This is a genomic window from Bacillus sp. FJAT-50079 (assembly GCF_018343515.1).
Lineage (GTDB): Bacteria > Bacillota > Bacilli > Bacillales > Bacillaceae_C > Lederbergia.
On the sequence record NZ_JAGYPD010000005.1, the window covers coordinates 362,223 to 389,059 of the forward strand.

Genomic DNA, 26,837 nt, shown 5'->3' on the forward strand with positions numbered 1-26,837 from the left:
ACGTTCAATCTATTCATGATGATGTTCGTTTGTTTCTTCATGAGAATGTTGCACATGTTCCTCATGATCGTGTTCGGATTCTTTATTAGAATGCGCTGACCCATGATTGTGACCACTGTACTCACCTTCTGGAGCAGGTAAAAATGTTAAATGAGTGCCAGTAAATGTCATCTGTCCAAGATGCCCTGGCTCTAGCAATTCATTAAATGTTTCTTCTGTTAATGGTTCAGCCGTTTCCTTTACGTCTTCAACCCATTTATCAAAATCCTCTTGAGACATTGCTTTTACTTGGAACGTATTTTCTGCGAATCCTTTCCCGCTGAAGTTTGCGTTCCTTCCCATAAATTCACCAGGTTCACTCGCAGCGAGATGCAACGTCGTCACCATGTCAGACATCGCGTATTTTTGGCCGCCTAATTGCGGAATCCAAAAGCTCGTGATCGGCCCATAAGAATATAATTTGAATTCAAGCGCACGATCTGTTGGGATATATAAATAATTGACCGTTTCAATCCCCTCTTCTGGATAGCTAAAATGCCATTTCCAATCAGATGAAGCAGCATAAATCGTTAACGGCTTTTGATCTTCATAGCCTTTCGGCGTTGCTTCTACTTCGTACGTCGATTTCACCGTAACAATTGAAAGAAAGATAATAATGAGTACAGGAATGCCGACAATGATCGATTCCACAATCGGATTGCCTTCAATATGTGGCGGTTCATAATCATCACTTTGTTTTGAAGCCCGATATTTTGTTACGATATATATTAAAAGACCAAAGACAACTACTACAATAAATGCCATCGTTACGATTGAGATCCAAATGACATTTGCTTGTGTTTCTGCTTGAGGCCCTTTTGGATCCAAAACCATTAATGGTTCGCACCCGGCTAACACAACCAAGCATGTGATAACCAAACTAAACAAAGCCCATTTCAATTTCATTAAGGTCTCCCCTCTTTCCTTTGGAGTAAAAACTTTAAAAAGTAATACAGTAGCATTTCATTATTTTATTATTAGATTCGTACGAAAGACAGTAAAATGTGATCTACGTCACAAAGTGTTCATGAAGTTTATTCACAAAATGGTAAAAAAGTCGATAAAAAGACGACATTATATCAAAATAACATTTAGCACATTTTATAAAAATGAGTTATGATATAAGTTTCTTTTTAAAAAAATAAAGCCATTCCGAATTGGAATGGCTTTAATATGAAATAAATAGAACTCCACTTACATTAGCTGTCATAAGCCTTTCTGGCATTGCACAGCATACGTGTTTTTGAAGAAGTTAAGGAAGAAAAATAAAGATGCCCATAGCTTTGACTACACTATGGGCGAAATTACTATTACGATTATTTATCCAATTCCAACTCACCAAGCTTTATATATGCTTTGTTTTTCGTTACATTAAATGACCGCCATGAGTCCGTTTTTAAAGACATCCTTTCCTCTTTATGGCTCTGAAGCAACTCTTCAAGTCCTTGAATATGAGGATTTCTTTCATGTAATTCCATTAGCCCTAAAATGCCCGTCGATGAAAGATGGCTTAAATAGCCAATATCGATTTTCCCAGTCATCTCAAAACGTTCGAGATTTCGCTCAACCACAATGCGGTCGAGATTGATAACATTTATACCGACATAATAAATAAGCGAAGCGATGAAATAGAAACGGAACAGCGATAACTTTTCCAGCCAAATTTTTACGAATGTATAAGCCAAAATGACCATAAGAAATACCATAAACGTATTAACGAGGACGCGAGTAAATGTATAACCATAAGCCGCTTCATACATCGACATCCGCATGAAAGCAGAAACAAGGAGGACGCCACTTGATAAAACGAGAACTGAAAGTGCCAGACGAATCGCCTTTTTCATTGTCCCTTGAACCGTCTTTGTAAAGTGAATAACCGCTGTGGTAATTGTTATATTAATAAGCGTCACAAATAACAATTCAAAAAAACCTCGGCGGGCATATTCAGCATACGTATAGCCATCATTAAGCGTTCCGCTGAAAAAATACGTAAATTGGACGGCAATAAATAATACATAAACAGCATTAAAAAGTAAAAGCATCGTTAACGTAATGATTCCATCCATTTTAATCGGCTCAATTGTGATTTCGTTCTTAAATACCATTTGTTTGTTTATCAGCACTTGCATAAATCCGAAAAAACCAAACGTATATAGTAAAATGATGATGATTCGAAATACCGTTTCTGCATCAATCGTTAGCAAATTCGGAATTTCGCTTACTAACTTTTCAAAATGGGCATCTGCCGAAACAAGCAATTGCAAAATGAGGAACAATAATGGTATAGAAATACAAATTCCAATAATGACTTTTTTCCACACATCATACTGCTTCTTATTGTTGCTTCGCATCAATAGTTTTGCCACATATTTTGTAAAAAAGGCATTATAGAGAAAGCCCTCAAACAATCGCTGTAACGTATAAAAGACGAAAAAAATACGGCTCCATTCCGCTTTCTTTGGTGACGTTATAACGACAAGATGAAAAATAACAAGGGAAGGGATGATCAATAAGTTTAATACTTTAAAAAGCGCTACATCATATAAAAAGTAGCCGACCGCCAAAAGCCAAATCGCTATTAGTAATAAGTAACCAAACCGTTGATGTGAAAATGAAAACGAGCGAAATCGATAAAAGAAGACGGCATAAAATAGAGCAATAAAAAGGATATAGGCCACGCCCATTTCTCCCCTGAAAAAAGCCTCTTCCGCAACAATCCCTAAAAATAAACAAGCGATAAAAAAGAACCAATCCAACCTTTTAATTTGTATATCCATTTTTCAACCTCCGTATATAGTTGTTCTATATACATAGTTATTCTATGTATATAAGTAAAAAAAGCTCAAATGGAAGCTTTTTTCCCCCATTGATAGCTAATCAAGCATACGGGGTATAAAAGTAGTGTTAAGAAAATACAAAGACTTATAAATGTTTTTGTTAACAGTGGATAAAACCATTCATGAGGAATGATGTTAAAAACCGTTAAGACCATCAATGTTAAATTAGGAATTAACGCTAACAAAAACGTCTTTCGCATCAGCCTTTTCCCTTTATGTCCAAATCCCCTACCTATTTCATAGCCAAGCAATGCCCAAAAAAACATGTACAGAAGGGCTATAAAGATCGGGATCGAGGTAATCTGCTGCCATAAGCTTGAAAGCCACTTCCAATCAAAGAGATGATGTGCAAGTGTAAAGATCGCCCCCCCACCGAAAAGCAAAACATTCATACCAATGAAAAGCCACTTCATATTGCTCGGTGTCACTGAAAGTTCTGCTTTCCACATTGCCGCAATCTCTTCAGGTGTTCCAAAACGTGAATGGATCTGCTCACGTATGTTTAATTCATCCTCAAACATTGTCAGTTCTAATAGAAATTCATCCAGATGACTCTCATATTCTTGTAGGATCGCTTCTTTCTCTTTATGATGAGCAAGGCATTGCGCAAGATCCGCTAAAAATTCATTCTTCAAACGTTCCATGCTTTTTTCTCCCCATTAGCCTGTTCATCACCGACACAAAGTCATGCCATTCACGGGTTTTTTCAAGAAGCATTTCTTCTCCCGCCTGCGTAATTCGATAATATTTTCGCGCCGGACCTTTTTCCTGTTCCCTCCAGTAGCTTTCAATGTATTCTTGTTTTTCAAGCTTATGAAGAGCAGGATACAATGTACCTTCCTTTATAGAAAATTCATTTTCACTGCGCTTTTCCAATTCTTTTACAAGTTCATACCCGTACATATCTTTTTCTTCAAGCAATTGAAGTAATAAAAGTGAGCTACTTCCTTTTACCAATTCTCGATTAAACATATTCTCACCTACATAGTTATTTTAGGTATATACAAAGTTTATATTTTTTTGAATGAAAAGTAAAGATAAAAAAATTTAAGTTTACCGATTTTCATTAGGGGTAAAGGCTTTTTCATCAAACAGGCACTTTCGAAATAAAAATCGTTTGATTCAATTCTGTTTGCTCATTTGAGGCATAGCAAATAAACGTACGGTTAGGTACCTTTTTCTAAAAGGTTAATAGTAAGACAAGAGTGTTGATTTCCGTTCTGGCGTCCCCAGGAGCGGAAATCAACAGTATTATGTAGTACATTTTAGGTAAACTTTAAAAAAATCCTTATAGTTAATTTTTCATCATTAACTATAAGGAATCGCATATTAGCTTACTCTCTTTTTCACATGTACATGTACTTGTTGTTTTTTAAAAATCCCAAATGGTTTACCGATCGGCAGCACGACTTGTCCGAAGTGAGTGTTTAACACATTTGCTGCGGAAGCATAAAAAGATAGCAAAGCGATACACATTTCTGCTATTGCGGCGATCATATGGGTTACATTATAAAAAATGTTAAAAGAGCTTAAAGATAAGCCAATGAATAGGAAATCGATAAAGATAAAAATAAAGAATAATACTTTATTTGTCTCCATCGCCCCTATCGTCATAAATATACTGAAAATTAAATAGCCGATAAATGCAAACCCAAGTTGTTTCGGATCAGCATTTGCAGCGAGGACTTCTCCGAAAAAACCTAACTGAATCAACCATGTCGTTCCGACACCAAACCAAAAAAGTCCGAATGCCGCGAATGCTGTTGTGCCAAATATATTGTTAAGCTTTGCATCTAAAATCGAAGCATATATTTGGGCCAGCCCTCCTAAGAAAAATACCCAAGGCAATAGATAAGATAGTCCCTCTGTTATACCTAACTTTTGTGATGATGCTACGAATGTGACCATCGCTAAACCGAACAAACCTAAAGCGGACGGATCTGCTGTTGTAACTTTTACTTGTCTGTGATTCTGAGCTTCCATTGTTTCCTCCTAAAAAATTCATACTTATGTACTGTATCGGATTAGGTAATGGGTGTCAAATTGATCTGGTATTAACCTACAAACGAAAAAAGCGATGACTAGTCATCGCTTTTCATCGTTGATTTTGCCCCGCTATATAGACCACTTGCTGATAAACCGAGCATCATCCCGACGAGAACTCCTTGCTTCCAATCCATTGCAGCGACGTATACAACTCCGATAATGATTCCAATAGCAAGAGCAATAAAAGGAAGATATTTTTTGTTTACACCCGCCTTTTTAAACATTTCTACAATCCCCATGATTAGCGGGATAAGTACAACGTCATAAATTTCAAACATTTCACCGCCTCCTTGTGCTATCTTATGAACAGCTTGTTCTAAAAGAAACGGCATTTTACCTTTGAAAAATGATATAAAATATGTTGGATTTTTGCAATTGCACGGGTTTCTCATTGATTTGCATGACTTTCGATTACAATTGCACCACTTTCATGCCTAATTGCAGGTCTTCCTACACAGCAATCATTTTCCCAATTTGCCCTCCTCCCCAAGCGAAAAGAATGGCTAATACAACAGAGGTCATCACATAAAGAAGAGCGTTTCCCACCTCTTTTTTCTCTAACAGCTGAATCGTTTCATAACCGAAGGTGGAGAACGTTGTGTATGCACCGAGAAAGCCAGTTCCCAAGAGCAACCATGCCCAATCCGAAAACATATGTCGCAAATGTAATACGAATAAAATACCGAGGAAAAACGAACCTGTTATATTAATAATCCACGTGCCTATTGGAAACGAGGAAGTCGTCTTGCCCGCAATCCATTTTCCTAGCAAAAATCGGACAATGGCGCCGCCGATCCCGCCAATCCCTACATATATCATTGCTTTCCTCCTTTGTTAACAGCTACTTTCACACCGACGAAAGCGAGTGTTATACCACCAAAAATACTAAAAAAAACATATGTAAAAGCGATCATATATTGTTGATGTTCAATTAATGTCAATGTTTCCACTGAAAAAGTTGAAAATGTTGTGAATGCGCCAGTAAAGCCGGTTCCAATTGCTAATTTGACTTGTGGACTAATGCTCCAGCGTTTAACCGTTATTGTAAAAAACCAAGCAAGAAAAAAGCAGCCTGATAAATTAATGACAAAAGTACCCATTGGAAAGCCGTTCGTGATAGGAAGCCATTCACTAATTAAATATCGAAGAATCGCACCAAAAAAACCACCAATGCCAACTGCTAATACGTTCATCCTCATAGCTCCCAACCATAACAAGGATGTGAACCGACCGCCACATCCTATAATTATTTATTAATCAAATCATGTTCCTCTTCAACCTTTATAATTCTTCCATTTTTTGCGCGAACCTCTACTTCAAATATTCGATTATCCGCTGTTAAAATAAATACCTCATAAACTAAAACGCCCTTTTCTAAATCCATACCTACGTGTATAACTTTCCCTAGTACACGTTTAAGGGCAATATATTGTGCTTGTTGCTTCGTTATTCTTTGTCTATGCATCGGCGCTTGATTGGCATAATAATAATTTTCGTATATTCGAAAATATCCTCCTTCTATATCGTCCAACTCACTTATTCATATGTATTGGATAAATAAAAGGTGCGGTTATCTTTTATACAAATATTGTACCCTAATCGCCGCAAAAAGGAGGTTCGATGTATAAATTTTTCCCCGTTTTCCATTCGGCTATTTCGAGTGTTTAATTTCACATGAATTAAAAATCCCATGAATCTGTATTCATAGAAGTACTCCTCACAGATTTGCGTAGGATATGACACAAGCATGATGAAAGCTTTATTTATATTATATAACAATGATTATCCTAATCACGTATGGAGGGATTCCTTATTTAATTTGTTATACTAAATTAAAAAAGGAGTTCTTATGAGGGAAAAACATTATATTAGAGGGATGAGGCTAGAACGAGCTCGCATTTCTTCTTTTCGTGATTATCCGTTTCACTTGCCAAGTATAAAGACTTTAAATGAGCTGTCTTTTCATCCAAATGTAACTTATTTTGTTGGTGAAAATGGAATGGGGAAGTCGACATTACTAGAAGCGATTGCGATTTCCGCGGGATTTAATCCAGAAGGAGGCTCATCTAATTTTCAGTTTTCAACCTATCATTCCCATTCTTCGTTGGAAAAATATTTGACATTAATCAAAGGAATTCAGCGACCGAAGGATGGATTCTTTCTACGTGCAGAAACCTTCTATAATGTAGCAACGAATATTGAACAATTGGATCTTGAACCAGGTTCAGGACCACGTATTATTGATTCATTTGGCGGGACGTCTCTTCATGAACAATCACACGGGGAATCTTTTTGGGCTACCTTTATGAATCGTTTTCGCGGAGAAGGATTGTATATATTAGATGAACCAGAAGCCGCCTTATCACCGCTAAGGCAATTATCAATGTTGGCTCAAATTCATGACTTAGTCCATCAACATTCACAGTTCATCATTGCTACACACTCACCGATCATAATGGCATATCCACATGCGAAGATCATCGAATGTACCGAAGATGGATTAAGAGAGACATCACTGGAAGAAACAAATCACTACAATATTATGAAACAATTTTTCGAAGATAAGGATCGATTATTGCACCATTTACTTGGAAAATAAAAAAAGGGGCTGAACTTAAAACTTCAGCCCCTTATCGGCTTTGAAATGCCACACTGTAAAATCTTATATTGTGCTTAGAACATTATTAACAGGTTCCTGTTTTACTAATTCCTCTGTTTGTTTTTCTAATTCAATTAGTAAATCACCGGTTGCGATCGCTTCGCCGTTTTGCACGTGAATACTTTTGATCCTCCCAGAAAATGACGCTTGGATTGTCGTTTCCATTTTCATCGCTTCTGTGATCAATAAATAATCGCCTTGCATAACTTTTTGGCCTTTTTCTACTAATACTTTTATAACTGTACCGGGCATCGTAGCGGCTAGATGGCTTTCATTTTTTGGATCTGCTTTCACCTTCGAGGCAACGGATGATTGAATGCTTTCATCTTTTATGATCACTTCTCGCGGCTGTCCGTTTAATTCGAAATAAACGACACGTGTGCCATCGGCCTCCGGCTGCCCAATGGAGACAAGCTTTACAATCAAGGTTTTCCCTATTTCAATTTCGATTTCAATTTCTTCGCCGAGACGCATTCCATATAAAAACGTTGGCGTGTCGAGCACAGATATATCTCCAAAGCGATCGAGCGTGTTAGCATATTCGATGAAAACTTTTGGATATAACGCATAAGCAATCATATCATGGCTTGTTGCATGACGTCCTAATTCTTTCAATAACTCATCATGCAATGCTTCGAAATCGACTTCTTTCAGTAATTCGCCCGGACGGACGGTAAGCGGTTCTTTTCCTTTTAAAATTACTTTTTGAAGTTGCTCTGGGAATCCACCATACGGCTGCCCTAAATAACCTTCAAATAATTCGATGACTGAATCAGGAAAATTAATTTTGTCGCCTTTTGTTAATACATCTTCCTCTGTTAAATCATTTTGCACCATGAACAATGCCATGTCGCCGACTACTTTAGAGGATGGGGTAACTTTTACGATATCTCCAAACATTAAGTTCACTCGGCTGTACATATCTTTTACTTCTTCCCAGCGCTCGCCGAGTCCTACCGCTTTTGCTTGTTGCTGCAAATTGCTGTATTGTCCTCCTGGCATTTCATGCTTGTAAATTTCCGTGTGCGGAGCGATCATTCCGCTTTCGAAGTCTTGATAATATTTGCGGATTCCTTCCCAATACTGCGAGAGCTGCTCTAGTGAGTCAATATTGATAGATGGCTCACGTTCGGTTCCTTTCAATGCGTAATAAAGCGTGTTCGCGCTTGGTTGTGAAGTTAATCCAGCCATCGCACTGATGGCAACATCAACGATATCTACACCCGCCTCAATTGCTTTCGCATACATGTAAATCCCATTCCCACTCGTATCATGCGTATGAAGATGGATCGGAATATCGATGGTTTCTTTAAGCTCGGAAATGAGTCGGTAAGCGGCCTGTGGCTTTAATAAGCCAGCCATGTCTTTAATGCCAAGAATATGCGCACCTTGATTTTCTAATTCTTTCGCCATTTCTCTATAATACTGAATGTTATACTTCGTTCTTGTTGGATCATCGATATCCCCCGTATAACAAATAGACGCTTCAGCAATCTTCCCGGTTTGACGGACAGCATCAATGGCTGTTTCCATCCCTTTAATCCAATTCAAACTGTCAAAAATACGGAACACATCAATGCCCGCATTCGCTGATTTTTCCACAAATTCACGGATAACATTATCTGGGTAATTTGTGTATCCAACAGCGTTCGACGCACGGAGAAGCATTTGGAACATGACATTTGGAATTTGCTCTCTCAATGTGATCAGACGCTTCCACGGATCTTCCTTCAAAAAGCGATAAGCTACATCAAATGTGGCACCTCCCCACATTTCGAGCGAAAACAATTCAGGTAAAAGCTTTGATGTCGGCTCCGCAATTCGAGTTAAATCATTTGTCCGTACTCGAGTCGCAAGCAATGATTGATGGGCATCACGAAAAGTCGTATCCGTAAGAAGGACCTCAGAACGTGATTTGATCCAGTCGATCAGTCCGGCTGCCCCTTGTTCATCAAGAATTTGCTTCGTTCCTGCTGGAGCAGGCTGTAATGGATTCACTTTTGGCACAAAGCTTTTTTCAAACATTGGTTTTTCCTTTTTCTCAATGCCTGGGAAGCCGTTAATAGTTACATTGCCAATATAGTTCAGCATTTTGGTACCACGGTCTTGTCTTTTTGAAAAAACAAACAATTCCGGTGTTGTATCGATAAAGGATGTATCATAATTTCCAGTAATAAAGTTTTCGTGGCGCATGACGTTTTCTAAAAAAGGAATGTTTGTTTTAATCCCTCGAATACGGAATTCCTGTAAGTTTCGCAGCATTTTTGACGCCGCTTGCTCCAACGTCAGCGCCTGTGTAGAAACTTTTACAAGCAATGAGTCATAATAAGGAGTAATGACTGCCCCTTGGAAACCGTTGCCCGCATCTAACCGAACACCGAATCCACCGCCGGTACGATACGCCATAATTTTCCCTGTATCTGGCATAAAATCATTTAATGGGTCTTCTGTTGTCACACGTGATTGAATCGCATATCCGTGAATCGTAATATCGTTTTGTTTCGGGATACCAACTTTATCACTATGTAGAGAATGACCTTCGGCAATTAAAATTTGTGACTGAACAATATCGATCCCTGTTATCATTTCAGTAATCGTATGTTCCACCTGAATACGTGGATTTACTTCAATAAAATAAAATTCATTGTCCGCAACAAGAAATTCGACCGTACCCGCATTTAAATAACTAACGTTTTTCATCAATTTGACGGCCGCAGCACAAATTTGATTGCGTAAATTTTCAGGTAATGATACGCATGGAGCAACCTCGACTACCTTTTGATGACGACGCTGTACCGAACAGTCTCTTTCAAATAAATGAATGATGTTTCCCTCATGATCACCAAGTATTTGTACTTCAATATGCTTTGGGTTTTGGACAAACTTTTCCACGTACACTTCACTATTTCCGAAAGCCGCTTTTGCTTCTGATTTAGCCCGGTCGTATGCTTCTCTCACTTCTTCGATGCTGTTCACAATTCTCATTCCACGGCCGCCACCGCCAAGCGCCGCTTTAATGATGATCGGGAATCCATGCTGTTTTCCGAATGTAACGACTTCCTCAAGATCAGATACTGGTCCATCCGTGCCTGGAATCACAGGGATATTGGCATTCTGAGCTTGGATTCTCGCCTTCACCTTATCACCGAACATATCTAAATGTTTAGTGTTAGGTCCGATGAATATGATGCCTTCTTCTTCACAACGTCTCGCGAATTCAATGTTTTCTGATAAAAATCCGTAACCTGGATGAATCGCATCCACTTTCGCTTGTTTTGCTACCTCAATAATACTGTCAATATCAAGATAAGCGTCAATTGGCTTTTTCCCTTCACCTACTAGATATGCCTCATCCGCTTTATAGCGATGATAAGATCCCGTATCTTCTTTCGAATATATTGCTACCGTTCGTATATGCAGCTCTGTACAGGCCCGAAAAACACGAATAGCAATTTCTCCCCGATTGGCAACTAGCACTTTATTTATCCTATTTGCAACATTTGTCAAATCCGTTCACCCCTCAAAATAATAACTTTTATCGCGCTAAACAAGTCGATCCAATTATTCATTTGTAACTGCTATTTTTTTACTTTCATCGACTTTGCGTGCTTTCATATATATTACAGAAATATCGGTAACTTTTAAAGATTAAATTATTTCCTTCGAGAACGAGGTATCTTATTTATCATGTCAAGTACTTCATATATAGTTTGCTTAGGCTGTTATGACCGTGATTTAAGATAAACAAAAAAAGATGAGACACTACCTTAGTAGATACTCACCTTTTTATCATTGAATGATAGACAATCATATTTTATAAAACGGAAAAGCTGGATATTCTTGAACTTTTAATCTACTCAAATCTTTAATTGATTATTTCTTGCTCTTCGATAAGCGACTAGAATTCCTCCACTTAAAACTAGCAGAACAACACCAGCTAGTAGCCAATTATACATAGATGTCGCAGTATTTGGCAGTGGCTTTCCTTTATCAATTCCTATTTTCTCTCCTCTTTCCGACACTTCAACTTTTTTATCCATCTCTTTTTCTGTTTCATTCTTTACGTTATCACCCTCTTTATTATCCGAAGTTGAATCATTCTTCTCTCCGTTTTCCACTTCATCAGAAGATGGATCTTCGCTATTAATAGGATCATCTTTATCTATTATTTGTTCCTGCTCATCTTCATCTACATCTTCGATCGGAGTTTCTGGCTCTGGTTCAGGTTCTTGGGCTTGGAATTGCTTCTCCAATGTAAATGTATCTACAAGCTCATTATCAATTGTATATACTTCTCCCTTAATTTCTTCTCCGTCCACTGTAATCGAAGTGAATATTTGTTTGTCGGTATCATACAAAACATCTACATAATCATATGATTCAGCAGGGTAAAATTTAGGTCCAGCTGATCCCCCGATAATATATTGTGTTCCTTGTCCATCTAATTGTGGCTGACCATCTTTCATTAAATATGACCTCATATACGCGTGATCATGACCTGTAAGTACTAAATCAACGCCTAACTCCTCCAGTATCGGTGAAAAAGTCTCAGCAGTAGCGTCACGGCCTCTTAATGGGTTACTCGCGTAAGGTGAGCGATGAAACATAGCAATTGTCCAGTGCTTATCCGAGTTTTCGACCTCTTGTCGAATCCATTCTTGTTGTTCTTTCATGTCAGATACGCCAAATTCCGAATTCAACATGATGAAGCGGGCATCCCCATAATCAAATGAGTATACAAATCCTTGTTTACCTTCTGGACCATTTTGTGGATTTGGAAATAGCTTGTTGTACATATTTGCTCCATCACCATATACATCATGATTCCCAAGTACCGATAAAAGAGGGATTTTAGTCGTTAACTCTTGAGCAGCATTTAAGAAATACTCCCACTGGCTTAATTGACTTCCATCCTCTACAATATCACCCGAATGAAGAGCAAATCTTGAATCTGGAAATTTTTCTAATCCTAGTTGGTATAATTGTGTCCATAAGGCAAAACCAGCTGGATCATATGCTTGTGTATCCGTAAAGAATAAGAAGTTAAATGGCTCCTTTTCAGACGCGGATTCCGTTTTAAATGTACCTACTTCACTCCATCCTTCATCAGAACCATCACCGACGCGATATTGATATGTAACCCCAGGGGTTAAACCGGTTGCTTCTGCACGATGGATGATCATTTCTCCCGTTTCATTTTGATCAGCAAATAATTCATTTTCACCATCAAAACGTTGTACTTGATTACTTTTAAATCCTTCTTCCACACTCGTAGGAACAACTTCTACTAGTGAGTTTTGTGGAGCCGTATTCGTACGCCATGTAAAGTGCTGCGTTGTTTTCGGATCATTTACCCATGTTAGAACAATATTTTCTGGCGTCTTAACACCTAATTGCGGTAAAACGACAAACGAAATGACCTGACTAACCAGTTCCCCCTTGCTAGCTTGAATACGGATCGGTATTCTCGAAAGAGTTAGTAAGTCTGTCTTTACTTCACCATTTTCATCTGTTTGGTCAAAAACAGAACTCCATTCAACCTCTTCTACGTCCTGTTTAGGAACATGATAATAACGTTGTTGTCCGTCTGGCATATAGATTCGATAATAATCAAACCCAGCATAAGGTTTATTGGCATATGGCATGTAAGTCCCTACATCAACTTGTTGATACGGATCACCGGCTATCCCGCTCCCACCTTTGTAAATATCAGTTGGATTTAGAACCTTAATAAGATTATTTCCATCTAATATTTCAATTTTAGCTCCTTCAACAGGATTACCATTCTGATCTTTCACCTTAATTGTACTAGGTGTGTTCAATGACTTTCCTTCGATATATAAAGTTAATGGCTGGGAAATCTCAGCAATATAAGGTTCCATGAAAAATGGGATTGTACCAATCAGCGGATCTAGATATGTTAAAGAGCCATTTGTAGCTTCTAGCTTCACATACCCCGTAGCGTCTAAGCCTAATCGAAAGGTAAGCGTAGCTAACGCTTCATTTTTCTCCAATGTTAATTTATCTAAGTTGGCCCACTTCAAGTTGATCTTACCTGTTTCATTATTAACCTCGTGGGTAATAACGGAATCTTTTAGTTTATCAGGAATATTTACTTGAATGCCTTCTATCTCTTCTGCCGCGTCCACTAATTCAAGTAAATTGCTATTATATGATAATTGGACCTCTGTTCCGCTTAGGACATCAACATTCTCCATTGTAATTTGAACTTCAAAGGTTGAACCGGCATATGCTTTTTCAGACCCTTTCCACCCGAATGCAGGTCCATCCGTAGAAACAAAGAAATTCCAAGTATGAAACTTATGATTTCCCGCATGATCAAACACTTCGATCCAAACTTCATGTAATCCTTCCGCAAGTGGTGAAGCTGGCGTATAAGCTATTTTACCTGATAAAGAGTCATATGTAGGTGCAACGGATTTACCATCCACTTTCATAAAAATTTGTTCCGCATTAATTCCGGAACCACCTTCATTATCAGTAGCGACAGCACTAATTTCAGGTTGATTGAAATAGTCAATCTCCTGGTCAGCTGGTTTAAAGTTGGATAAACCTGGGTTAATAACATCCTCTTCGGAATCATAGTAAACAGCACGTATACTATCTATATAAATAGTTCCGGCTGTTTTTGCATCATCACTAGTAGCCATATATCTTATTGCTTGACTTCCCATACTATAAGGAGCAACCCATGTAGTCGGTATTGTCGCCTCGACATATTTCCATCCTTGCCATGTCACCCCATTTGGATAGGAGGGAGTGAAATCAATGTTGAAATTTTGGCCATTAGCATCTGTTAGCTGTTGCCTAAGCCAATGCTTATGCCCATCACCATAAACCCACATGCCAATTTTCACAGGGTTACCTGGAATTACGATTTTATCGGTAGATGCATAAATTCCTGAAGTTCCCTGTGTATCAGTAAAATCATAGTCTAATTTCAGCGCATTCTGACCAAATCGAACAACATCCGTTGTAATAGAAGCATTAATGGAATTATATTTGGCCCCACTTGTATTCCAACTACCAATTCCATTTTCAAAATCCTCTAAAACTATGTAAGGTTCACTTATTTCCTGGTTTATCTTATCTGCCATAAGTGAAGCTTGTTGAATACTACGCTCTTCAATATTTTCAGCTTCTTTATGATTAGTATTATCTACTTTTATTTTCTCTGATTGACTTTCTTCTATTTCCTGTCCGTCAATTTCACTAGTATTTTCCCTAGTTTCATCCGTTTCAATAACTTCCGTGTCGGTCTGGTCCATATGATTTAATGCCTCCTGTTGACCGATCACCCCTTCATGTATTTCCGGATTACTTTCCACCTCTGTTTCATGCACTACTTTGTTACCAAGCTCTTCTTCCACGCTATCATGTTCTAATCGAATCAAATCTTTCGCATGAACCATATGAATTGTACTTTGAAACGCGTTAAAAAATACTAAAAAACATAAAAACAAAATAAACATCCTTTTTCTTAACAAATTTATTTCCTCCTTCAATAGTTATTATTTACTACTTTACAACCATGAAGTTAAGAATCTGTAAACGTATGATATTGATTATGCAAACTTTATGTAATTTTCTAAGTAATATAGGTATTTAGTTAGATTAATTTAAAAAAGCCATATATACTAATTTCAGTTTGTATATTATGGCATCCTTACTTATTATTAATTTTTTAAGGACAAATAAAATTCTATCTTTTTCACTCTTCTCTACTAAGCTTGCTCGATTCAATAAATATATAGCTAGCCGGAAAGTGATTATTGTCTTATAGTGATTTTACCATTCATGATTGGAGGGATAGTCTTGAATTTAAAAAACGTAATCGGATATCTTTTAGGTGCAATCATTGCTTTTCTTATTATCGGACTAATTAAAGGCAGTTTTAATTTTATTAATTTTTTCTTTTTTATTTTAGGTGCTCTCGTCTTTTATATAATCATTTTCACTATTAAAAGGAAAAAATCAAAATAACTATCGTTCTAGACAATTTCTACCGCTCAATATGGCCGCTTTTCCCAAGGTTCAATGACACCAACAGTATGCACGGACTTTTTCTGTTGAATCGCTTCGATTACACCATTGGAAATTTCCTGATGTGTTAACCAGCGTGATTGATTGCCTTCGTTGATAAATCCGAGCTGAATTTGATGATATTGACAAAATGGAGGAACAGCTGTTTTTTGCTTAATATCTTCTATATTTGAGCTGCTGCCCAAAACGTGAAATAATGACCATTCGTAATGATAAAGCGAAACTTCATGGCAAATTGCTTTCAGTGCATCAGGAGCAATCGTATGTATCCATGCGACAACTAGATTAATTGGATGATTCAGCCGAATGGACTGTTGGAGCCTTTCTCGTAATTCCTTTTCGTTTATATAATCTACGATTATTGGTGTTACCTCTTTTGAATCGATCCGTTCTAAAAACTTTTCCATTCGCACTTGGTTTCGGCCAATAACCGACACATGATAGCCATTGGCAACGAGCCAATGCGACACATTTGCTAGCATCCCTGTTCCACCGACAATCAACGCATGTTTCATTTTCAACATCCCCTTTAGAATTTGACCTTAGTATACTGCTTTTCTTGTTAACTGGAAAAATGATGGAACTTTCATCCTTTTCGCTCGTCAATGATATGACAAAGCCAGTTCACCTTATCCGATTTTACGGGATGCCTGGCGTTGAAACAGCATTAGCAAAAAACACGCCTAAATACCAAGAAATTTTATATGACCTGAAACAATGGTATATTATTTTAAATTTCGCAATGAAAGAAGCGGATCAATCGGAAATGGGTACGACTATACCACTTGAGGAAGAGGTACAGCCTGCTGTGGAAGAAAAGATTGAAGACATCGAAGAAACAGTTTTGGCAGTAAAAGAAATAAAGGAAGATGAACCTCAACCATTAGAAGAAGACACACTATCCGAGTTTGAAAAATTATTAGAAGAAAACAACATAGGTTGAAATGAAGCCAGATAATGAACAGTGACCCACGTTCATTATCTATTTTTATCTCAAAAGAGATTCAACTTGGAGGTCCATAATGACTCGCAAAAAGTATTTATACATGGGGTTGAAAGAACTTTTACAATGAAGGAATTTGATTAATTGTGGCTTTAGGCAATTTGGGGATATGATTCATTAGGGAATTCTACGACAGTCACCGTCCGTATTTAGAAAAAAATAGAAGTGGACCTTTCGAACCCGCGATTTAGGGAGTCGGTTATCGTTTAATAAAATAACGATATCCGCCTCCCTCCCTTTCATTTATCCTAATTTTCGTAATCGACTCGCGGTCATTTTTGGTTTCTTTTCAACGGCTCCGTATGAATAAGCAGCTCCGACAAACAGGGCGCCACCGACGATGTTACCAAGTGTCACTGGAATTAAATTAGCTGCCATTCCGACAATTGTGACCGTTTCAGGATGGGGAACGAGCAGTGATATCGATAATAACGTCATATTTGCCACACTATGCTCAAAGCCAGAAGTGATAAAAGCAAATAAGCACCAGAAGATGACAATTAACTTCGCTGTTTCACTTTTCAATTTGACAGAACACCAGACGGCTAAACAGACTAAAATATTACAGAGAATCCCGCGAACAAACAGCTCCATAAATGGGGCGTTCATCTTTGCACTTGCTGATTGTGCAATAAAATCAGCCGTATCACCAACGGCTAAACCTGAATAGAAAAATAAAATTGCGACAAGGACTGAACCCGCAAAATTACCTATATAGCTATACATCCATATCGATGCTGTCTCCGCCCATGTTGTTTTTTTCATCATCGTTCCGATCGTCATAATCATATTATTGCCAGTAAATAGATCGGCTCCAGCCATAATGACTAATGTGAGGGCGATCCCGAACGAAATACCCATGACGATTTTTGTACCAGCAAATTGCGCTGGAGCTAATAAACCACCGATCGTGAAAATAAGAATAATTCCTAAGCCAATGAAAAATCCTGCTAACATTGCCATCGTTAAATATTTACGTTTACTGCTTTTTAGTTGATTCACTTTTAACGCTGCTGTGTTTGCAAAAGCATCAACGGTTGCTTTCATTTTTTTCTCTCCTCTCCGCATACTCCTTCACAAGCTTTCCGTATCCAGCGTATTTTTCTTCTAATTCTTGTTTGATTTCCTTTGCAAGGATTGGGCTAGCTCCTGATGTAGAAACCGTTAAAAGGAGTTGCTCTTTTCTAACAACCGCTGGAGTGATAAAGCTTGAGTTTTCACTGTCGCTCGTATCGTTTACCCATTGAAATTCATGGGCCGATTGGCAAACCGATTGATTCACTTCCTGATTATTTGTCGCTGCAAAAATAAGATGGGCATCGCGAATATCGTCTGCTGAAAATTCCTTTTTCCTCCATTGTATACAAGGCAATTGCAATAGCTCTTTATTAATCTCTGGGCTGATAATCATTATGTTTGCCCCAGTTCCTACGAATCCTCTCGCTTTTCTTAATGCGATGCTCCCTCCTCCGACGATCACCACATTTTTCCCCTTTAGCTTCATTATGACGGGATACACATATTCTGACATCGCTTTTCCTCAATTCTCACTAATAAGGTTTGCTTCATTAAATCATCAAATTGTAAATGATTGCACATGACAGCAGTACGTGGATATTTAGCTGTGATGCGCTCGATATGTTTTAACAATAATCCTGTAAAAAGGAGGTAAGGCATGACATAGACCGTTTTGTATTCGTGTTGCAGCTTGTCTAATGCTTGATTTACCTTTGGATCATGTGCAGTTAGGAATGCATTGTATACCGGTATTTGTAATCTCTGCTCAACATGCTTAGCTATTTCCTTTAGCTGAAAAATGGGGTCGCTATCGCTGCTTCCTCTTCCTACAAGTAGGACAGCGCCATTTTTTTCACACATTGCCGTCTCTACTCGCTTTTGGACAAGCTGGATCATATACTCATGAACCCCAAACGGCTCGGTCATCGTAAAGGATATATGCGGGTACTTTCTCCGAATCTCTTGGAGTTCTATCGGAATATCTCGCTTATGATGGAGTGCTGAAAACAAAAGAACGGGAACGATTAATAGATTCGACGCTCCTTCTTTAATGAGCTTATTAAGCGTATCTGAAATCGTAGGTGTTGTCAGCTCTAAAAAGGCGACCGCTTGCTTCTCATATGGAAGCTCCTCCATTACCGCTTGGACGAACTGAATGAATTGTGCATTTCCCTCTGCTTTACGGCTGCCGTGGCCGATATATACAATTGCATCAAACATTTGTCTTCCCCCACTTCTCCCTTTCCAGCTCATCTTGGACTTTTTGATCAATCGTAGTGAAACCTTTCTTCAGCGCATATTCCTTAACTGATTCTCCGATATAAGCAAATGACAACTCGTTCTCGGTATAGACATTTTCTTTTATAAACAGATCGATCGCTGCCTTGTTTGGAAAAATAACGGTGTCCCATTTATATTCCGTTAACATTCGTTCATTTATTTCGCGAAAGCGTTCATCGATAACCATTTCATGTGTATGAAAAATGTTGGCATCCCCATTTTTAGTTTCATAACCATAGGGAGCAATGACTACCATCTCCGCTTCTTCCACTCCCTTTTCCGCGACCAGCCCTTTTGCAGCAAGCAGCTTCTTCGTTTGATTGGAACGACAAACAATTTTCCGCGGTAAGTCCCTAATATCGATTCCTTCAATAAGCAGTTGCTCCAAAAATAATTCTGCACTTTCCGGGCTAGCAAACATCAACGATTGACTGTTTAAAATTTGCTTAATTTCAGCGTCTGTAAGTTGCTTCTTTTTTCTTTTAAGAAGAGGAAATGAGTATGCCTCTGCTCCTTGATCACTAAAATGTCGTTCAAGCTCAAAATTACCTGTTTGCGATCGGGCAATAAGAATATGTTTTCCATAGAATGGTTTCGTTTCAAACCAGGAGAGTGATTCTCTCAATGATACGACATCACCGATAATCGTCATCGCCGGATTTTCAATTTCATGTTCACGGGCGATTTGAGCCATCGTTTCAAGCGTTCCTTCAATCACTTTTTGCTTGCCAAGCGTGCCCCATTGAATCATCGCTACTTTTGTATGCTTTGATTTTCCTTGAGCAATTAATTTCTCACAGTTTGCTCCGATGTTTTTCACACTCATATAGTAAGCGATCGTATCCCCGACTTGCTGATGAGCTCCTTCTTTCCCTTCGTTCAATGCACAATCATGTCCAGTCCTCATTGTAAAACTATTACTATATTTCCGATGTGTAACAGGAATTCCCGCATAAGCCGCTGCGGCAATGCTTGAAGTAATGCCCGGAATCCATTCATACGGAATGTTATTTTTCACTAGCTCTTCTGCTTCTTCTCCCACTCTTCCAAATACAGAAGGATCTCCGCCTTTTAAACGGACGACATATTTCCCTTGCTTTGCTAATTCCACAAGCTTCGCATTAATCATTTCTTGACGCATCACATGATTGCTTGGCAATTTTCCGCAATAAATAAATTCACATTCATCTTTCGCTTCGCGTAATAAGCGCGGATTGGCGAGGCGGTCGTATAAAATAACGTCCGCCTCTTCAATACACTTCAGCCCTTTGCATGTAATTAATTCAAGATCTCCAGGTCCTGCCCCAACGATCGATACAAATCCTTTGTTGTTTGTCATTTCTCACACCTCGATATAGACAAATCCATCCTTCACAGCTGTTTTGAAAACTTCTACTATACCATCATCTGGTTTTTGTACTTCTCCAGTGATCAAGCTAACCTTCCAATTTTGCAACGGACAAAATACATATTCGCCAGCAACGATCCCTTCAGCCAAAGGACCGTTCGTATGCGGGCATGTGCTGCCAATTGCCCTTACTTCACCGTTTCCTAAATGGAAAAGGGCGATTGACTTTCCTTCTACATGCACTTCTTTTCCTATTTGCTTCGGTAACTCTGTTAATTCGATGATTTTTACGAGCTGTTTCGTCTCCATGAAGATCCCTCCTTTATCTTTTGATGACTTCAAACATACCCATTTTCTTCTTATTCTCCAGTGCGCTTGTCCACGCTTCTTCATATGTGCTTTTCGCTTCATCAAAGCGTGCTACGAGTTGGTCTGTCATATTGCGATCTAATAATACGGCTTTAATCGTCTCCGTTCCTAGACGTTCTACCCATGGGGCTGTTCTTTCGTTATAAATGCCTGTTTCACGATAATACTGTGTAAATGCCTTCGCATAATAAATCACTTCATCTTCCGTTTTTACAGCCATAAACGAATCACAGTCACGCGTAACCGTTCCACCGTTTCCACCGAAATAGAGCTGGAAGCCATTTTCAACACAGATGACGCCAAAATCTTTTGTTAATGCTTCCGCACAGTTACGAGGACAACCGGAAACGCCCATTTTCATTTTATGTGGGGTATCGACCATTTCAATGGCCTTTTCCAAGTCAATGCCAAGTCCTAATGCATCTTGCGTTCCAAAACGGCAGAAGCGTGAACCGACACATGATTTCACATTCCGTAATGATTTAGAGTACGCATAGCCTGAGCGCATACCGAGATCTTTCCAAACGTTCGGCACATCCTCTTTTTTCACTCCATATAATCCAACCCTGCTTGCACCGGTAATTTTTACTAACGGCACATTGTATTTCTTGGCGACTTCCCCTAATTTAATTAAGTCATCACCCGTTGTTGTACCTCCATACATTCTGGGAATGACCGAGAAGGTACCGTCTTTTTGAATGTTTCCTTCCATCCGCTCATTAACGAATCGAGATGCTTTGTCATCCGCATATTCTGTTGGATAAAGCATTCTCATATAATAGTTCAACGCTGGGCGGCATGTTGAACAGCCCTCTTCATGCGCAAACCCTAATACGTTGCGAACTTCTTTTGGGGACTGTAAGCCTTTCGCTCTGATTTCCTCCACCACTTCATCCCGTGTTAAGATTGTACAGCCGCACATTCCAACTTTTTCTTCCACGGCGCTAAAGCTATCTCCCAATGTGTGTGAGAGGATTCCCTCGACGACTCCGCGGCATTTTCCACAAGAAGCACCTGCTTTTGTGCAAGTTTTTACTTCTTCATACGTGTGTAAATCCTGTTCAAGAATCGCCTGGACGATCGTCCCCTTCGTCACTCCATTACAGCCGCAAACCGTTTCTTCGGCATCCATTTCAGCAATCATGTCTGTTACAGCATCTGCTCCTACTTGTTGTAAAACAGCTGCACTTGTAAAACCACTAATATCTGTTTCTTTTTTCAACATGGTGAAAAGGCGGGTTCCATCCGATGCATCGCCATAAAGGACGATTCCTACGATTTTGTTCTCCTCAATTAATATTTTTTTGTAAAGTCCGGCGAATTGATCTTGAACAATGATCGCCTTCGTATCACTATCTTCATGAATTTTTCCACCGGAGAAAAGATCGCAGCCGGCCACCTTTAACTGGGTTGATAAAATACTACCTTGATAGCCTTTCGTTTCCTCACCAGTTAAATAGGTTGCAAGTGCGGTTCCTTGCTCATACAGTGGCGCAACTAAACCATACGTGATTCCGTTATGCTCTGAACATTCGCCGACCGCATAAATATGATCGATTGATGTTTTCATATAATCATTGACAACGATGCCACGATTTACTTTTAATCCCGCATTAGCAGCTAACGCAGTATTCGGACGGATTCCAACAGCCATCACAACTAAATCACATTCAAGCGATGTCCCATCAGAGAAAACAAGTCCCTCGACACGATCGTTACCGATGATTTTAGACGTTTGTTTTTCCATTAAAAATTTCATGCCTTGCAATTCCAAATCTCTTTTTAGCATGTTTGCTGCTGTCGAATCCAATTGCTGCTCCATTAAATGCGGCAGCAAATGAATCACATGCACGTCCATCCCGCGATCGATCAGCCCTTTAGCAGCCTCCAAACCGAGCAATCCGCCGCCGATCACAGCCGCCTTTTTATACTTTTTCGCCGTATTAATCATATATTCCGTATCTTGGATCGTTCGGAAACCAATGACACCTTCTAAATCTTTACCCGGGAGCGGTAAAATAAATGGACTTGAACCCGTAGCAATAATTAATTCATCGTATTGGATTCTTCTCCCAGTGTTTGTGATCACTTCTTTCATTTCAGAGGCAATTTCAATTACTTCTTCTCCTGTATATAAGGTAATATCATTTTCTTTATACCAATCCCACTCATTCACATTAATCTCATCAAACTGAACAGACCCTTGTAACACATTGGATAACATAATTCGATTGTAATTCGGATGCGGCTCATCCCCGATAATCGTAATCTCAAACAAATCACGATTCCTTTTTAAAATTTCCTCAACGCACCTAACACCAGCCATCCCATTCCCAATCATCACTAGTTTCTTTCTCATCTTTTGTCCTCCTAAACCCTTTATTGTGAAATGATTCACAAGTGTGATTAAAAAAATATAGAGTTATAATTAAATGCACGGAATCAGTTATTTGTGAAAATATTCACATAACACTATAAAGAAAAATGGCATTTGTTACTTATCTTTAGTATACATAATTTCATTTCGCATTTCCTCCATATTTGTTACAAAAATTTGAACAAGTTGATTGTGGATATTATGAATGAGCTTTTAGGCTGTGCTTCTAGGCCAAGCTCGGTATGCTTTCAAGCCAATTGATACTTTTTTACGAGTTATTTCGCGCGAGTTACGAGGTACTCTCTTATATACGAGCCACTTCACACATTTTTCAAGCCGCTTTCCCTTATTTACGAGCCGCTTCACGCATTTTTCAAGCCACTTTCCCTTATTTACGAGCCACTTCACGCATTTTTCAAGCCGCTTTCCCATTTACGAGCTGCTTCACACATTTTTCAAGCCACTTTCCCTTATTTACGAGCCACTTCGAACATTTTTCAAGCCTCTTTCCCATTTACGAGCCACTTCACGCAATTTTCAAGCCACTTTCCCTTATTTACGAGCCACTTCGCACATTTTTCAAAGCCACTTTCCCTTATTTACGAGCCACTTCACACATTTTTCGAGCCGCTTTCCCATTTACGAGCCACTTCGCACATTTTTCAAGCCGCTTTTCCTTATTTACGAGCCACTTCACACATTTTTCGAGCCACTTTCCCATTTACGAGCTGCTTCACACATTTTTCAAGCCACTTTCCCTTATTTACGAGCCACTTCGAACATTTTTCGAGCCGCTTTCCCATTTACGAGCCACTTCGAACATTTTTCAAGCCACTTTCCCTTATTTACGAGCCACTTCGAACATTTTTCGAGCCGCTTTCCCATTTACGAGCCACTTCGCACATTTTTCAAGCCACTTTCCCTTATTTACGAGCCACTTCGAACATTTTTCAAGCCACTTTTCCTTATTTACGAGCCACTTCACACAATTTTCAAGCCACTATTCCTTATTTACAAGCCACTTCGCATGATTTGCGAGTTACATACTTTCATAATTCTAATAATATTTATGAAATAGGGAAAAATGAATATTTTCCCCTATTTTAAGTAGAATCCCTTATTCATCTTTTATTTCTAGCTCATATTCCAATTCTTCTTGTTTTATACTAACGATCCATATGCCCTTTTCATCTTCATATTGTATGTCACGAATCGCTGGAACCCATGTTGATTTTTCTTTCGCCATTTCCACTGCGGACCGGATCACTTCCGACTCTGAAAGGATGGATTGCTCGGGCTTATATTCTGACAGTACTTCAACGAATTTGGCGGTACCTTGTGCCGGATAGGATTCCAATAATGGCCCAGAGCTTTCTACTATTACTCTTTGCCCTATTTTTAATTTTTTCTTCGCCTGTGGAAAGCGAAAGCTGATTGCCTCATAAAATTCTTCGTTTCCGCCAGTAGAGCCAAAGTTTTGTGGCATCGCACGGACGACCATTATTCCATTCTCATCTATACTTACAATATACGAACCATCTTTTGAAGGCATATTGATTGTTTTTTTATCAGGATATACGACATCTTCCTCATCACCGACTGGAACTAAGCGTCCATCTTGTTTAATATTCCACTCATAGTCAGCGAATGATGTTTGCAATTCGTCTATATTTTCTTTCGTTAAAAAATTATGTCCGACCTCGATCGTGTTCGTCAGCGAATTCACATAGACAGTCCACGATACTTGATTTGCTTTTTCGTGTTTTTGAGCATAATCATTAATGGCGGTAGAAACTTCTTCCGATAATAAATCGATATCTGCTTGTGAATGTTTTTCTTTATACACGTAAATATAGTTTGCTAGTATCTCACCATTGTCCACTTGCTGTTGTAAACTATCTAATACTTTCGTTAATCGAGCATCAGGATTTTTCACACCGATCCAAATACCAGGATATTCCGCGCCATCTTCTTTATTTTCCATGAAAATAACCCCTTCAGCATAAAATCCTGGGCTGGTTCCATAGACATTGTCAATTTCGTCGATTGCCGCCTGTCCTTCAATTTGTTGATAGATCACATCTTCTATCATTTCAGGTGCCATATTTTGTTGAATATTTTCAAGCTTTTCATCACGTTTACTCGTATCTCTCGTCGTCTGTTTTAACTCGGCAATGATTTCCCTTCCACTCACTGTCTTTAATGGATTCCATTCTTTATTGGATGATAAATTGCCCTCTGTTCCACATCCAAATAGAAATAGCATAATAGCGATAATCCAAGCCTTTTTCATCTTATTATCCACCTCCCCTTTTCATACGTTTAACATGTTAGACGTCAAAATATCATTTTTGTTACATGAAAAATAGGTTGAGAAAATTCATCTAATTTTCCCAACCTATCTTTTTTATTCCACTATAAAAGACTTCTCTTTTTTGCTTAACAACATTCCTGTGACAGCGAAGGAGCAAATGGCAAGGACGAGCAGCAAAATAAATACTGACTGCAAGCTTGATTCTAGTGCAAATCCTCTTAATTCATCGCTTAACCATAATCCAGAAACCGCGATCCCAATCGCTTGACCAAGATTTTTTAGTAAATTATGCGATCCCATCGCGGCGCCACGCATTTCCCATTGAACGGCAGATTGAACGGCGACAGTGAATGCAGTATAGGTGAACCCGAAGCCGAGTCCTAAAATGGCCGTCACAAGCATCATCCATGCCAGCGTCGTATCTGTTCGGAAAAAGATTAGACCGATACAGCCAACAATAATGATTGCGACCCCTAACATCGTAATATGAGAAATCGGTCTTTTGCTCATCCATCTTCCCGAAAAAACAGCACCCAGCGGCCATGTTAAAGACATTGGCAGCATTGCAATGCCGGAAAAAGTTGCATTTAAATTTGTGACGCCTTGCACCCATAAAGGAATATAGAAAGTAACAGTCACAAGAATAAACCCTAGCAGGAATCCCGTCAGATTCGCGATCGTAATCAGTTTATTTTTAAACAATTCAAGTGGGAGCATCGGTTCTTTCCCTTTTGCTTGAAACAAAATAAAAAAGCAAAGAGCGATGAAAGCGACAAGAAATAATATGAGTAAGTGACTGTTCATCTGCTTATATTCTTTTACTAATGTTAAAGCATATAAAAAGGCACTCATACTTACTGTAAAAGCAAAAATTCCTTTATAATCAATAATTTGCTTTTTCTTTTCGATTTGTTCGTGTAATGACATCCATAACATGATGAGTGCAATGATACCAAATGGAAGATTCATAAAGAAAATCCAATGCCATGAGATCGTATCAACGATAAATCCACCTGTGAGCGGGCCAAAAATACCAGCTATGCCCCACACACTACTCATCCACCCTTGCATTTTCGCGCGGGTTTCAAATTCAAATACGTCCCCAATAATCGTAAAAGGAATTGTTGCTAATGCCCCAGCACCTATTCCTTGAATCAACCGAAAGATTACAAGTTGTTCCATCGTTTGTGAAAAACCACAAAGTACAGATCCGACTAAAAAAACAATCGTCCCGATCGTAAACATCGATTTTCTTCCGTATAAATCAGCCATTTTTCCAAATATCGGCGTGCTAATGACAACTGCTAATAAATAGATTGAAATGACCCATGTATATAAATGGCTACCGCCTAAATCAGCCACAATTTTTGGCATTGCCGTACTAACGATCGTTCCTTCAATCGCCATTAAAAAAGTGGAAATCAATAATGCAATGACAACGGATCTCTTATTTGTTTCTTTCTTCATTTCTTTGCTCCTTAAA

The 26,837-nt window shown here is 38.7% G+C and carries 25 protein-coding genes; 3 read left to right on the forward strand and 22 right to left on the reverse strand.

What is annotated here, in order from left to right:
* Positions 1–9: 9 nt before the first annotated feature.
* The 9 genes from qoxA to KHA95_RS15440 form a co-directional block, all read right to left on the reverse strand.
* On the reverse strand, positions 10–945 hold the full coding sequence (qoxA, locus tag KHA95_RS15400; protein WP_213138403.1) for a cytochrome aa3 quinol oxidase subunit II: 936 nt from the start codon (positions 943–945) through the stop codon (positions 10–12).
* 410 nt (positions 946–1,355) lie between these two features.
* Complete coding sequence (locus tag KHA95_RS15405; protein WP_213138404.1) at positions 1,356–2,816, reverse strand: DUF4153 domain-containing protein; 1,461 nt, start codon at positions 2,814–2,816, stop codon at positions 1,356–1,358.
* A 65-nt stretch (positions 2,817–2,881) separates the two neighbouring features.
* Positions 2,882–3,520, reverse strand: a complete 639-nt coding sequence (locus KHA95_RS15410) for an HAAS signaling domain-containing protein (protein WP_213138405.1) — start codon at positions 3,518–3,520, stop codon at positions 2,882–2,884.
* Positions 3,501–3,848 carry a PadR family transcriptional regulator gene (locus KHA95_RS15415; protein WP_213138406.1) on the reverse strand — a complete coding sequence of 116 codons (348 nt, stop codon included), beginning with the start codon at positions 3,846–3,848 and terminating at the stop codon, positions 3,501–3,503. Before KHA95_RS15415 ends, KHA95_RS15410 begins: the two co-directional genes overlap by 20 nt.
* Positions 3,849–4,205: 357 nt before the next feature.
* Complete coding sequence (locus KHA95_RS15420) at positions 4,206–4,859, reverse strand: acetate uptake transporter (RefSeq protein ID WP_213138407.1); 654 nt, start codon at positions 4,857–4,859, stop codon at positions 4,206–4,208.
* A gap of 98 nt (positions 4,860–4,957) precedes the next feature.
* Positions 4,958–5,200: a hypothetical protein gene (locus KHA95_RS15425; RefSeq protein WP_213138408.1), complete on the reverse strand. Its 243-nt coding sequence runs from the start codon at positions 5,198–5,200 to the stop codon at positions 4,958–4,960.
* A gap of 172 nt (positions 5,201–5,372) precedes the next feature.
* On the reverse strand, positions 5,373–5,741 hold the full coding sequence (crcB, locus tag KHA95_RS15430) for a fluoride efflux transporter CrcB (RefSeq protein WP_213138409.1): 369 nt from the start codon (positions 5,739–5,741) through the stop codon (positions 5,373–5,375).
* Positions 5,738–6,115, reverse strand: a complete 378-nt coding sequence (crcB, locus tag KHA95_RS15435) for a fluoride efflux transporter CrcB (RefSeq protein WP_213138410.1) — start codon at positions 6,113–6,115, stop codon at positions 5,738–5,740. Before crcB (KHA95_RS15435) ends, crcB (KHA95_RS15430) begins: the two co-directional genes overlap by 4 nt.
* Before the next feature lie 53 nt (positions 6,116–6,168).
* The gene (locus tag KHA95_RS15440; RefSeq protein WP_349305487.1) at positions 6,169–6,453 is read right to left on the reverse strand and encodes a PepSY domain-containing protein; all 285 of its coding nucleotides are present in this window, start codon (positions 6,451–6,453) and stop codon (positions 6,169–6,171) included.
* A gap of 318 nt (positions 6,454–6,771) precedes the next feature.
* Here KHA95_RS15440 and KHA95_RS15445 point away from each other — a divergent pair, with 318 nt between their 5' ends.
* Positions 6,772–7,521 carry an AAA family ATPase gene (locus tag KHA95_RS15445; protein WP_213138411.1) on the forward strand — a complete coding sequence of 250 codons (750 nt, stop codon included), beginning with the start codon at positions 6,772–6,774 and terminating at the stop codon, positions 7,519–7,521.
* A gap of 63 nt (positions 7,522–7,584) precedes the next feature.
* Here KHA95_RS15445 and pyc read toward each other — a convergent pair whose 3' ends face one another.
* Together pyc and KHA95_RS15455 are read right to left on the reverse strand one after the other, a co-directional pair.
* The gene (gene pyc / locus KHA95_RS15450; protein ID WP_249316954.1) at positions 7,585–11,088 is read right to left on the reverse strand and encodes a pyruvate carboxylase; all 3,504 of its coding nucleotides are present in this window, start codon (positions 11,086–11,088) and stop codon (positions 7,585–7,587) included.
* Positions 11,089–11,438: 350 nt separating this feature from the next.
* Positions 11,439–15,089, reverse strand: a complete 3,651-nt coding sequence (locus tag KHA95_RS15455; RefSeq protein ID WP_213138412.1) for a metallophosphoesterase — start codon at positions 15,087–15,089, stop codon at positions 11,439–11,441.
* Positions 15,090–15,417: 328 nt separating this feature from the next.
* Here KHA95_RS15455 and KHA95_RS15460 point away from each other — a divergent pair, with 328 nt between their 5' ends.
* Positions 15,418–15,585 (forward strand): hypothetical protein, encoded by a 168-nt coding sequence (locus tag KHA95_RS15460; protein WP_213138413.1) that lies wholly within the window; start codon positions 15,418–15,420, stop codon positions 15,583–15,585.
* Positions 15,586–15,611: 26 nt separating this feature from the next.
* Here KHA95_RS15460 and KHA95_RS15465 read toward each other — a convergent pair whose 3' ends face one another.
* On the reverse strand, positions 15,612–16,160 hold the full coding sequence (locus KHA95_RS15465; RefSeq protein WP_213138414.1) for a short-chain dehydrogenase: 549 nt from the start codon (positions 16,158–16,160) through the stop codon (positions 15,612–15,614).
* A 62-nt stretch (positions 16,161–16,222) separates the two neighbouring features.
* On the opposite strand from KHA95_RS15465, the gene KHA95_RS15470 reads away from it, so the two are divergent.
* Positions 16,223–16,588 carry a hypothetical protein gene (locus KHA95_RS15470; protein WP_213138415.1) on the forward strand — a complete coding sequence of 122 codons (366 nt, stop codon included), beginning with the start codon at positions 16,223–16,225 and terminating at the stop codon, positions 16,586–16,588.
* A gap of 303 nt (positions 16,589–16,891) precedes the next feature.
* Here KHA95_RS15470 and KHA95_RS15475 read toward each other — a convergent pair whose 3' ends face one another.
* From KHA95_RS15475 to KHA95_RS15510, 10 genes are all read right to left on the reverse strand, one after another.
* The gene (locus tag KHA95_RS15475; protein ID WP_213138416.1) at positions 16,892–17,695 is read right to left on the reverse strand and encodes a formate/nitrite transporter family protein; all 804 of its coding nucleotides are present in this window, start codon (positions 17,693–17,695) and stop codon (positions 16,892–16,894) included.
* Complete coding sequence (locus KHA95_RS15480) at positions 17,679–18,179, reverse strand: precorrin-2 dehydrogenase/sirohydrochlorin ferrochelatase family protein (RefSeq protein ID WP_213138417.1); 501 nt, start codon at positions 18,177–18,179, stop codon at positions 17,679–17,681. Before KHA95_RS15480 ends, KHA95_RS15475 begins: the two co-directional genes overlap by 17 nt.
* Positions 18,152–18,886, reverse strand: coding sequence for a sirohydrochlorin chelatase (locus tag KHA95_RS15485; RefSeq protein WP_213138418.1), 735 nt, complete (start codon positions 18,884–18,886; stop codon positions 18,152–18,154). Before KHA95_RS15485 ends, KHA95_RS15480 begins: the two co-directional genes overlap by 28 nt.
* Entirely contained in the window at positions 18,879–20,285 is a 1,407-nt protein-coding gene (cobA, locus tag KHA95_RS15490) for a uroporphyrinogen-III C-methyltransferase (RefSeq protein ID WP_213138419.1), read from the reverse strand. Before cobA ends, KHA95_RS15485 begins: the two co-directional genes overlap by 8 nt.
* 3 nt (positions 20,286–20,288) lie before the next feature.
* A complete protein-coding gene (gene nirD / locus KHA95_RS15495; RefSeq protein ID WP_213138420.1) occupies positions 20,289–20,603 on the reverse strand; it encodes a nitrite reductase small subunit NirD in 315 nt (104 codons plus the stop codon).
* Positions 20,604–20,616: 13 nt separating this feature from the next.
* Positions 20,617–23,022 carry a nitrite reductase large subunit NirB gene (gene nirB / locus KHA95_RS15500; RefSeq protein ID WP_213138421.1) on the reverse strand — a complete coding sequence of 802 codons (2,406 nt, stop codon included), beginning with the start codon at positions 23,020–23,022 and terminating at the stop codon, positions 20,617–20,619.
* A 613-nt stretch (positions 23,023–23,635) separates the two neighbouring features.
* On the reverse strand, positions 23,636–23,761 hold the full coding sequence (locus KHA95_RS23190; protein ID WP_283248176.1) for a hypothetical protein: 126 nt from the start codon (positions 23,759–23,761) through the stop codon (positions 23,636–23,638).
* Between the two features lie 38 nt (positions 23,762–23,799).
* Positions 23,800–23,925 carry a hypothetical protein gene (locus KHA95_RS23195; protein ID WP_283248177.1) on the reverse strand — a complete coding sequence of 42 codons (126 nt, stop codon included), beginning with the start codon at positions 23,923–23,925 and terminating at the stop codon, positions 23,800–23,802.
* A 232-nt stretch (positions 23,926–24,157) separates the two neighbouring features.
* On the reverse strand, positions 24,158–25,333 hold the full coding sequence (locus KHA95_RS15505; RefSeq protein WP_213138422.1) for a DUF3221 domain-containing protein: 1,176 nt from the start codon (positions 25,331–25,333) through the stop codon (positions 24,158–24,160).
* Between the two features lie 114 nt (positions 25,334–25,447).
* Positions 25,448–26,821, reverse strand: a complete 1,374-nt coding sequence (locus KHA95_RS15510; protein ID WP_213138423.1) for an MDR family MFS transporter — start codon at positions 26,819–26,821, stop codon at positions 25,448–25,450.
* Positions 26,822–26,837 lie beyond the last annotated feature (16 nt).

Excerpts from the sequence above, each read along its gene's own strand:
- qoxA (WP_213138403.1), bottom strand. The coding sequence starts at position 945 with ATGAAATTGAAATGGGCTTTGTTTAGTTTGGTTATCACATGCTTGGTT.
- KHA95_RS15405 (WP_213138404.1), bottom strand. The coding sequence starts at position 2,816 with ATGGATATACAAATTAAAAGGTTGGATTGGTTCTTTTTTATCGCTTGT.
- KHA95_RS15410 (WP_213138405.1), bottom strand. The coding sequence starts at position 3,520 with ATGGAACGTTTGAAGAATGAATTTTTAGCGGATCTTGCGCAATGCCTT.
- KHA95_RS15415 (WP_213138406.1), bottom strand. The coding sequence starts at position 3,848 with ATGTTTAATCGAGAATTGGTAAAAGGAAGTAGCTCACTTTTATTACTT.
- KHA95_RS15420 (WP_213138407.1), bottom strand. The coding sequence starts at position 4,859 with ATGGAAGCTCAGAATCACAGACAAGTAAAAGTTACAACAGCAGATCCG.
- KHA95_RS15425 (WP_213138408.1), bottom strand. The coding sequence starts at position 5,200 with ATGTTTGAAATTTATGACGTTGTACTTATCCCGCTAATCATGGGGATT.
- crcB (WP_213138409.1), bottom strand. The coding sequence starts at position 5,741 with ATGATATATGTAGGGATTGGCGGGATCGGCGGCGCCATTGTCCGATTT.
- crcB (WP_213138410.1), bottom strand. The coding sequence starts at position 6,115 with ATGAACGTATTAGCAGTTGGCATTGGTGGTTTTTTTGGTGCGATTCTT.
- KHA95_RS15445 (WP_213138411.1), top strand. The coding sequence starts at position 6,772 with ATGAGGGAAAAACATTATATTAGAGGGATGAGGCTAGAACGAGCTCGC.
- KHA95_RS15465 (WP_213138414.1), bottom strand. The coding sequence starts at position 16,160 with ATGAAACATGCGTTGATTGTCGGTGGAACAGGGATGCTAGCAAATGTG.
- KHA95_RS15470 (WP_213138415.1), top strand. The coding sequence starts at position 16,223 with ATGGAACTTTCATCCTTTTCGCTCGTCAATGATATGACAAAGCCAGTT.
- KHA95_RS15475 (WP_213138416.1), bottom strand. The coding sequence starts at position 17,695 with ATGAAAGCAACCGTTGATGCTTTTGCAAACACAGCAGCGTTAAAAGTG.
- KHA95_RS15480 (WP_213138417.1), bottom strand. The coding sequence starts at position 18,179 with ATGTCAGAATATGTGTATCCCGTCATAATGAAGCTAAAGGGGAAAAAT.
- KHA95_RS15485 (WP_213138418.1), bottom strand. The coding sequence starts at position 18,886 with ATGTTTGATGCAATTGTATATATCGGCCACGGCAGCCGTAAAGCAGAG.
- cobA (WP_213138419.1), bottom strand. The coding sequence starts at position 20,285 with ATGACAAACAACAAAGGATTTGTATCGATCGTTGGGGCAGGACCTGGA.
- nirD (WP_213138420.1), bottom strand. The coding sequence starts at position 20,603 with ATGGAGACGAAACAGCTCGTAAAAATCATCGAATTAACAGAGTTACCG.
- nirB (WP_213138421.1), bottom strand. The coding sequence starts at position 23,022 with ATGAGAAAGAAACTAGTGATGATTGGGAATGGGATGGCTGGTGTTAGG.
- KHA95_RS23190 (WP_283248176.1), bottom strand. The coding sequence starts at position 23,761 with ATGGGAAAGTGGCTCGAAAAATGTGTGAAGTGGCTCGTAAATAAGGAA.
- KHA95_RS23195 (WP_283248177.1), bottom strand. The coding sequence starts at position 23,925 with ATGGGAAAGCGGCTCGAAAAATGTTCGAAGTGGCTCGTAAATAAGGGA.
- KHA95_RS15505 (WP_213138422.1), bottom strand. The coding sequence starts at position 25,333 with ATGAAAAAGGCTTGGATTATCGCTATTATGCTATTTCTATTTGGATGT.
- KHA95_RS15510 (WP_213138423.1), bottom strand. The coding sequence starts at position 26,821 with ATGAAGAAAGAAACAAATAAGAGATCCGTTGTCATTGCATTATTGATT.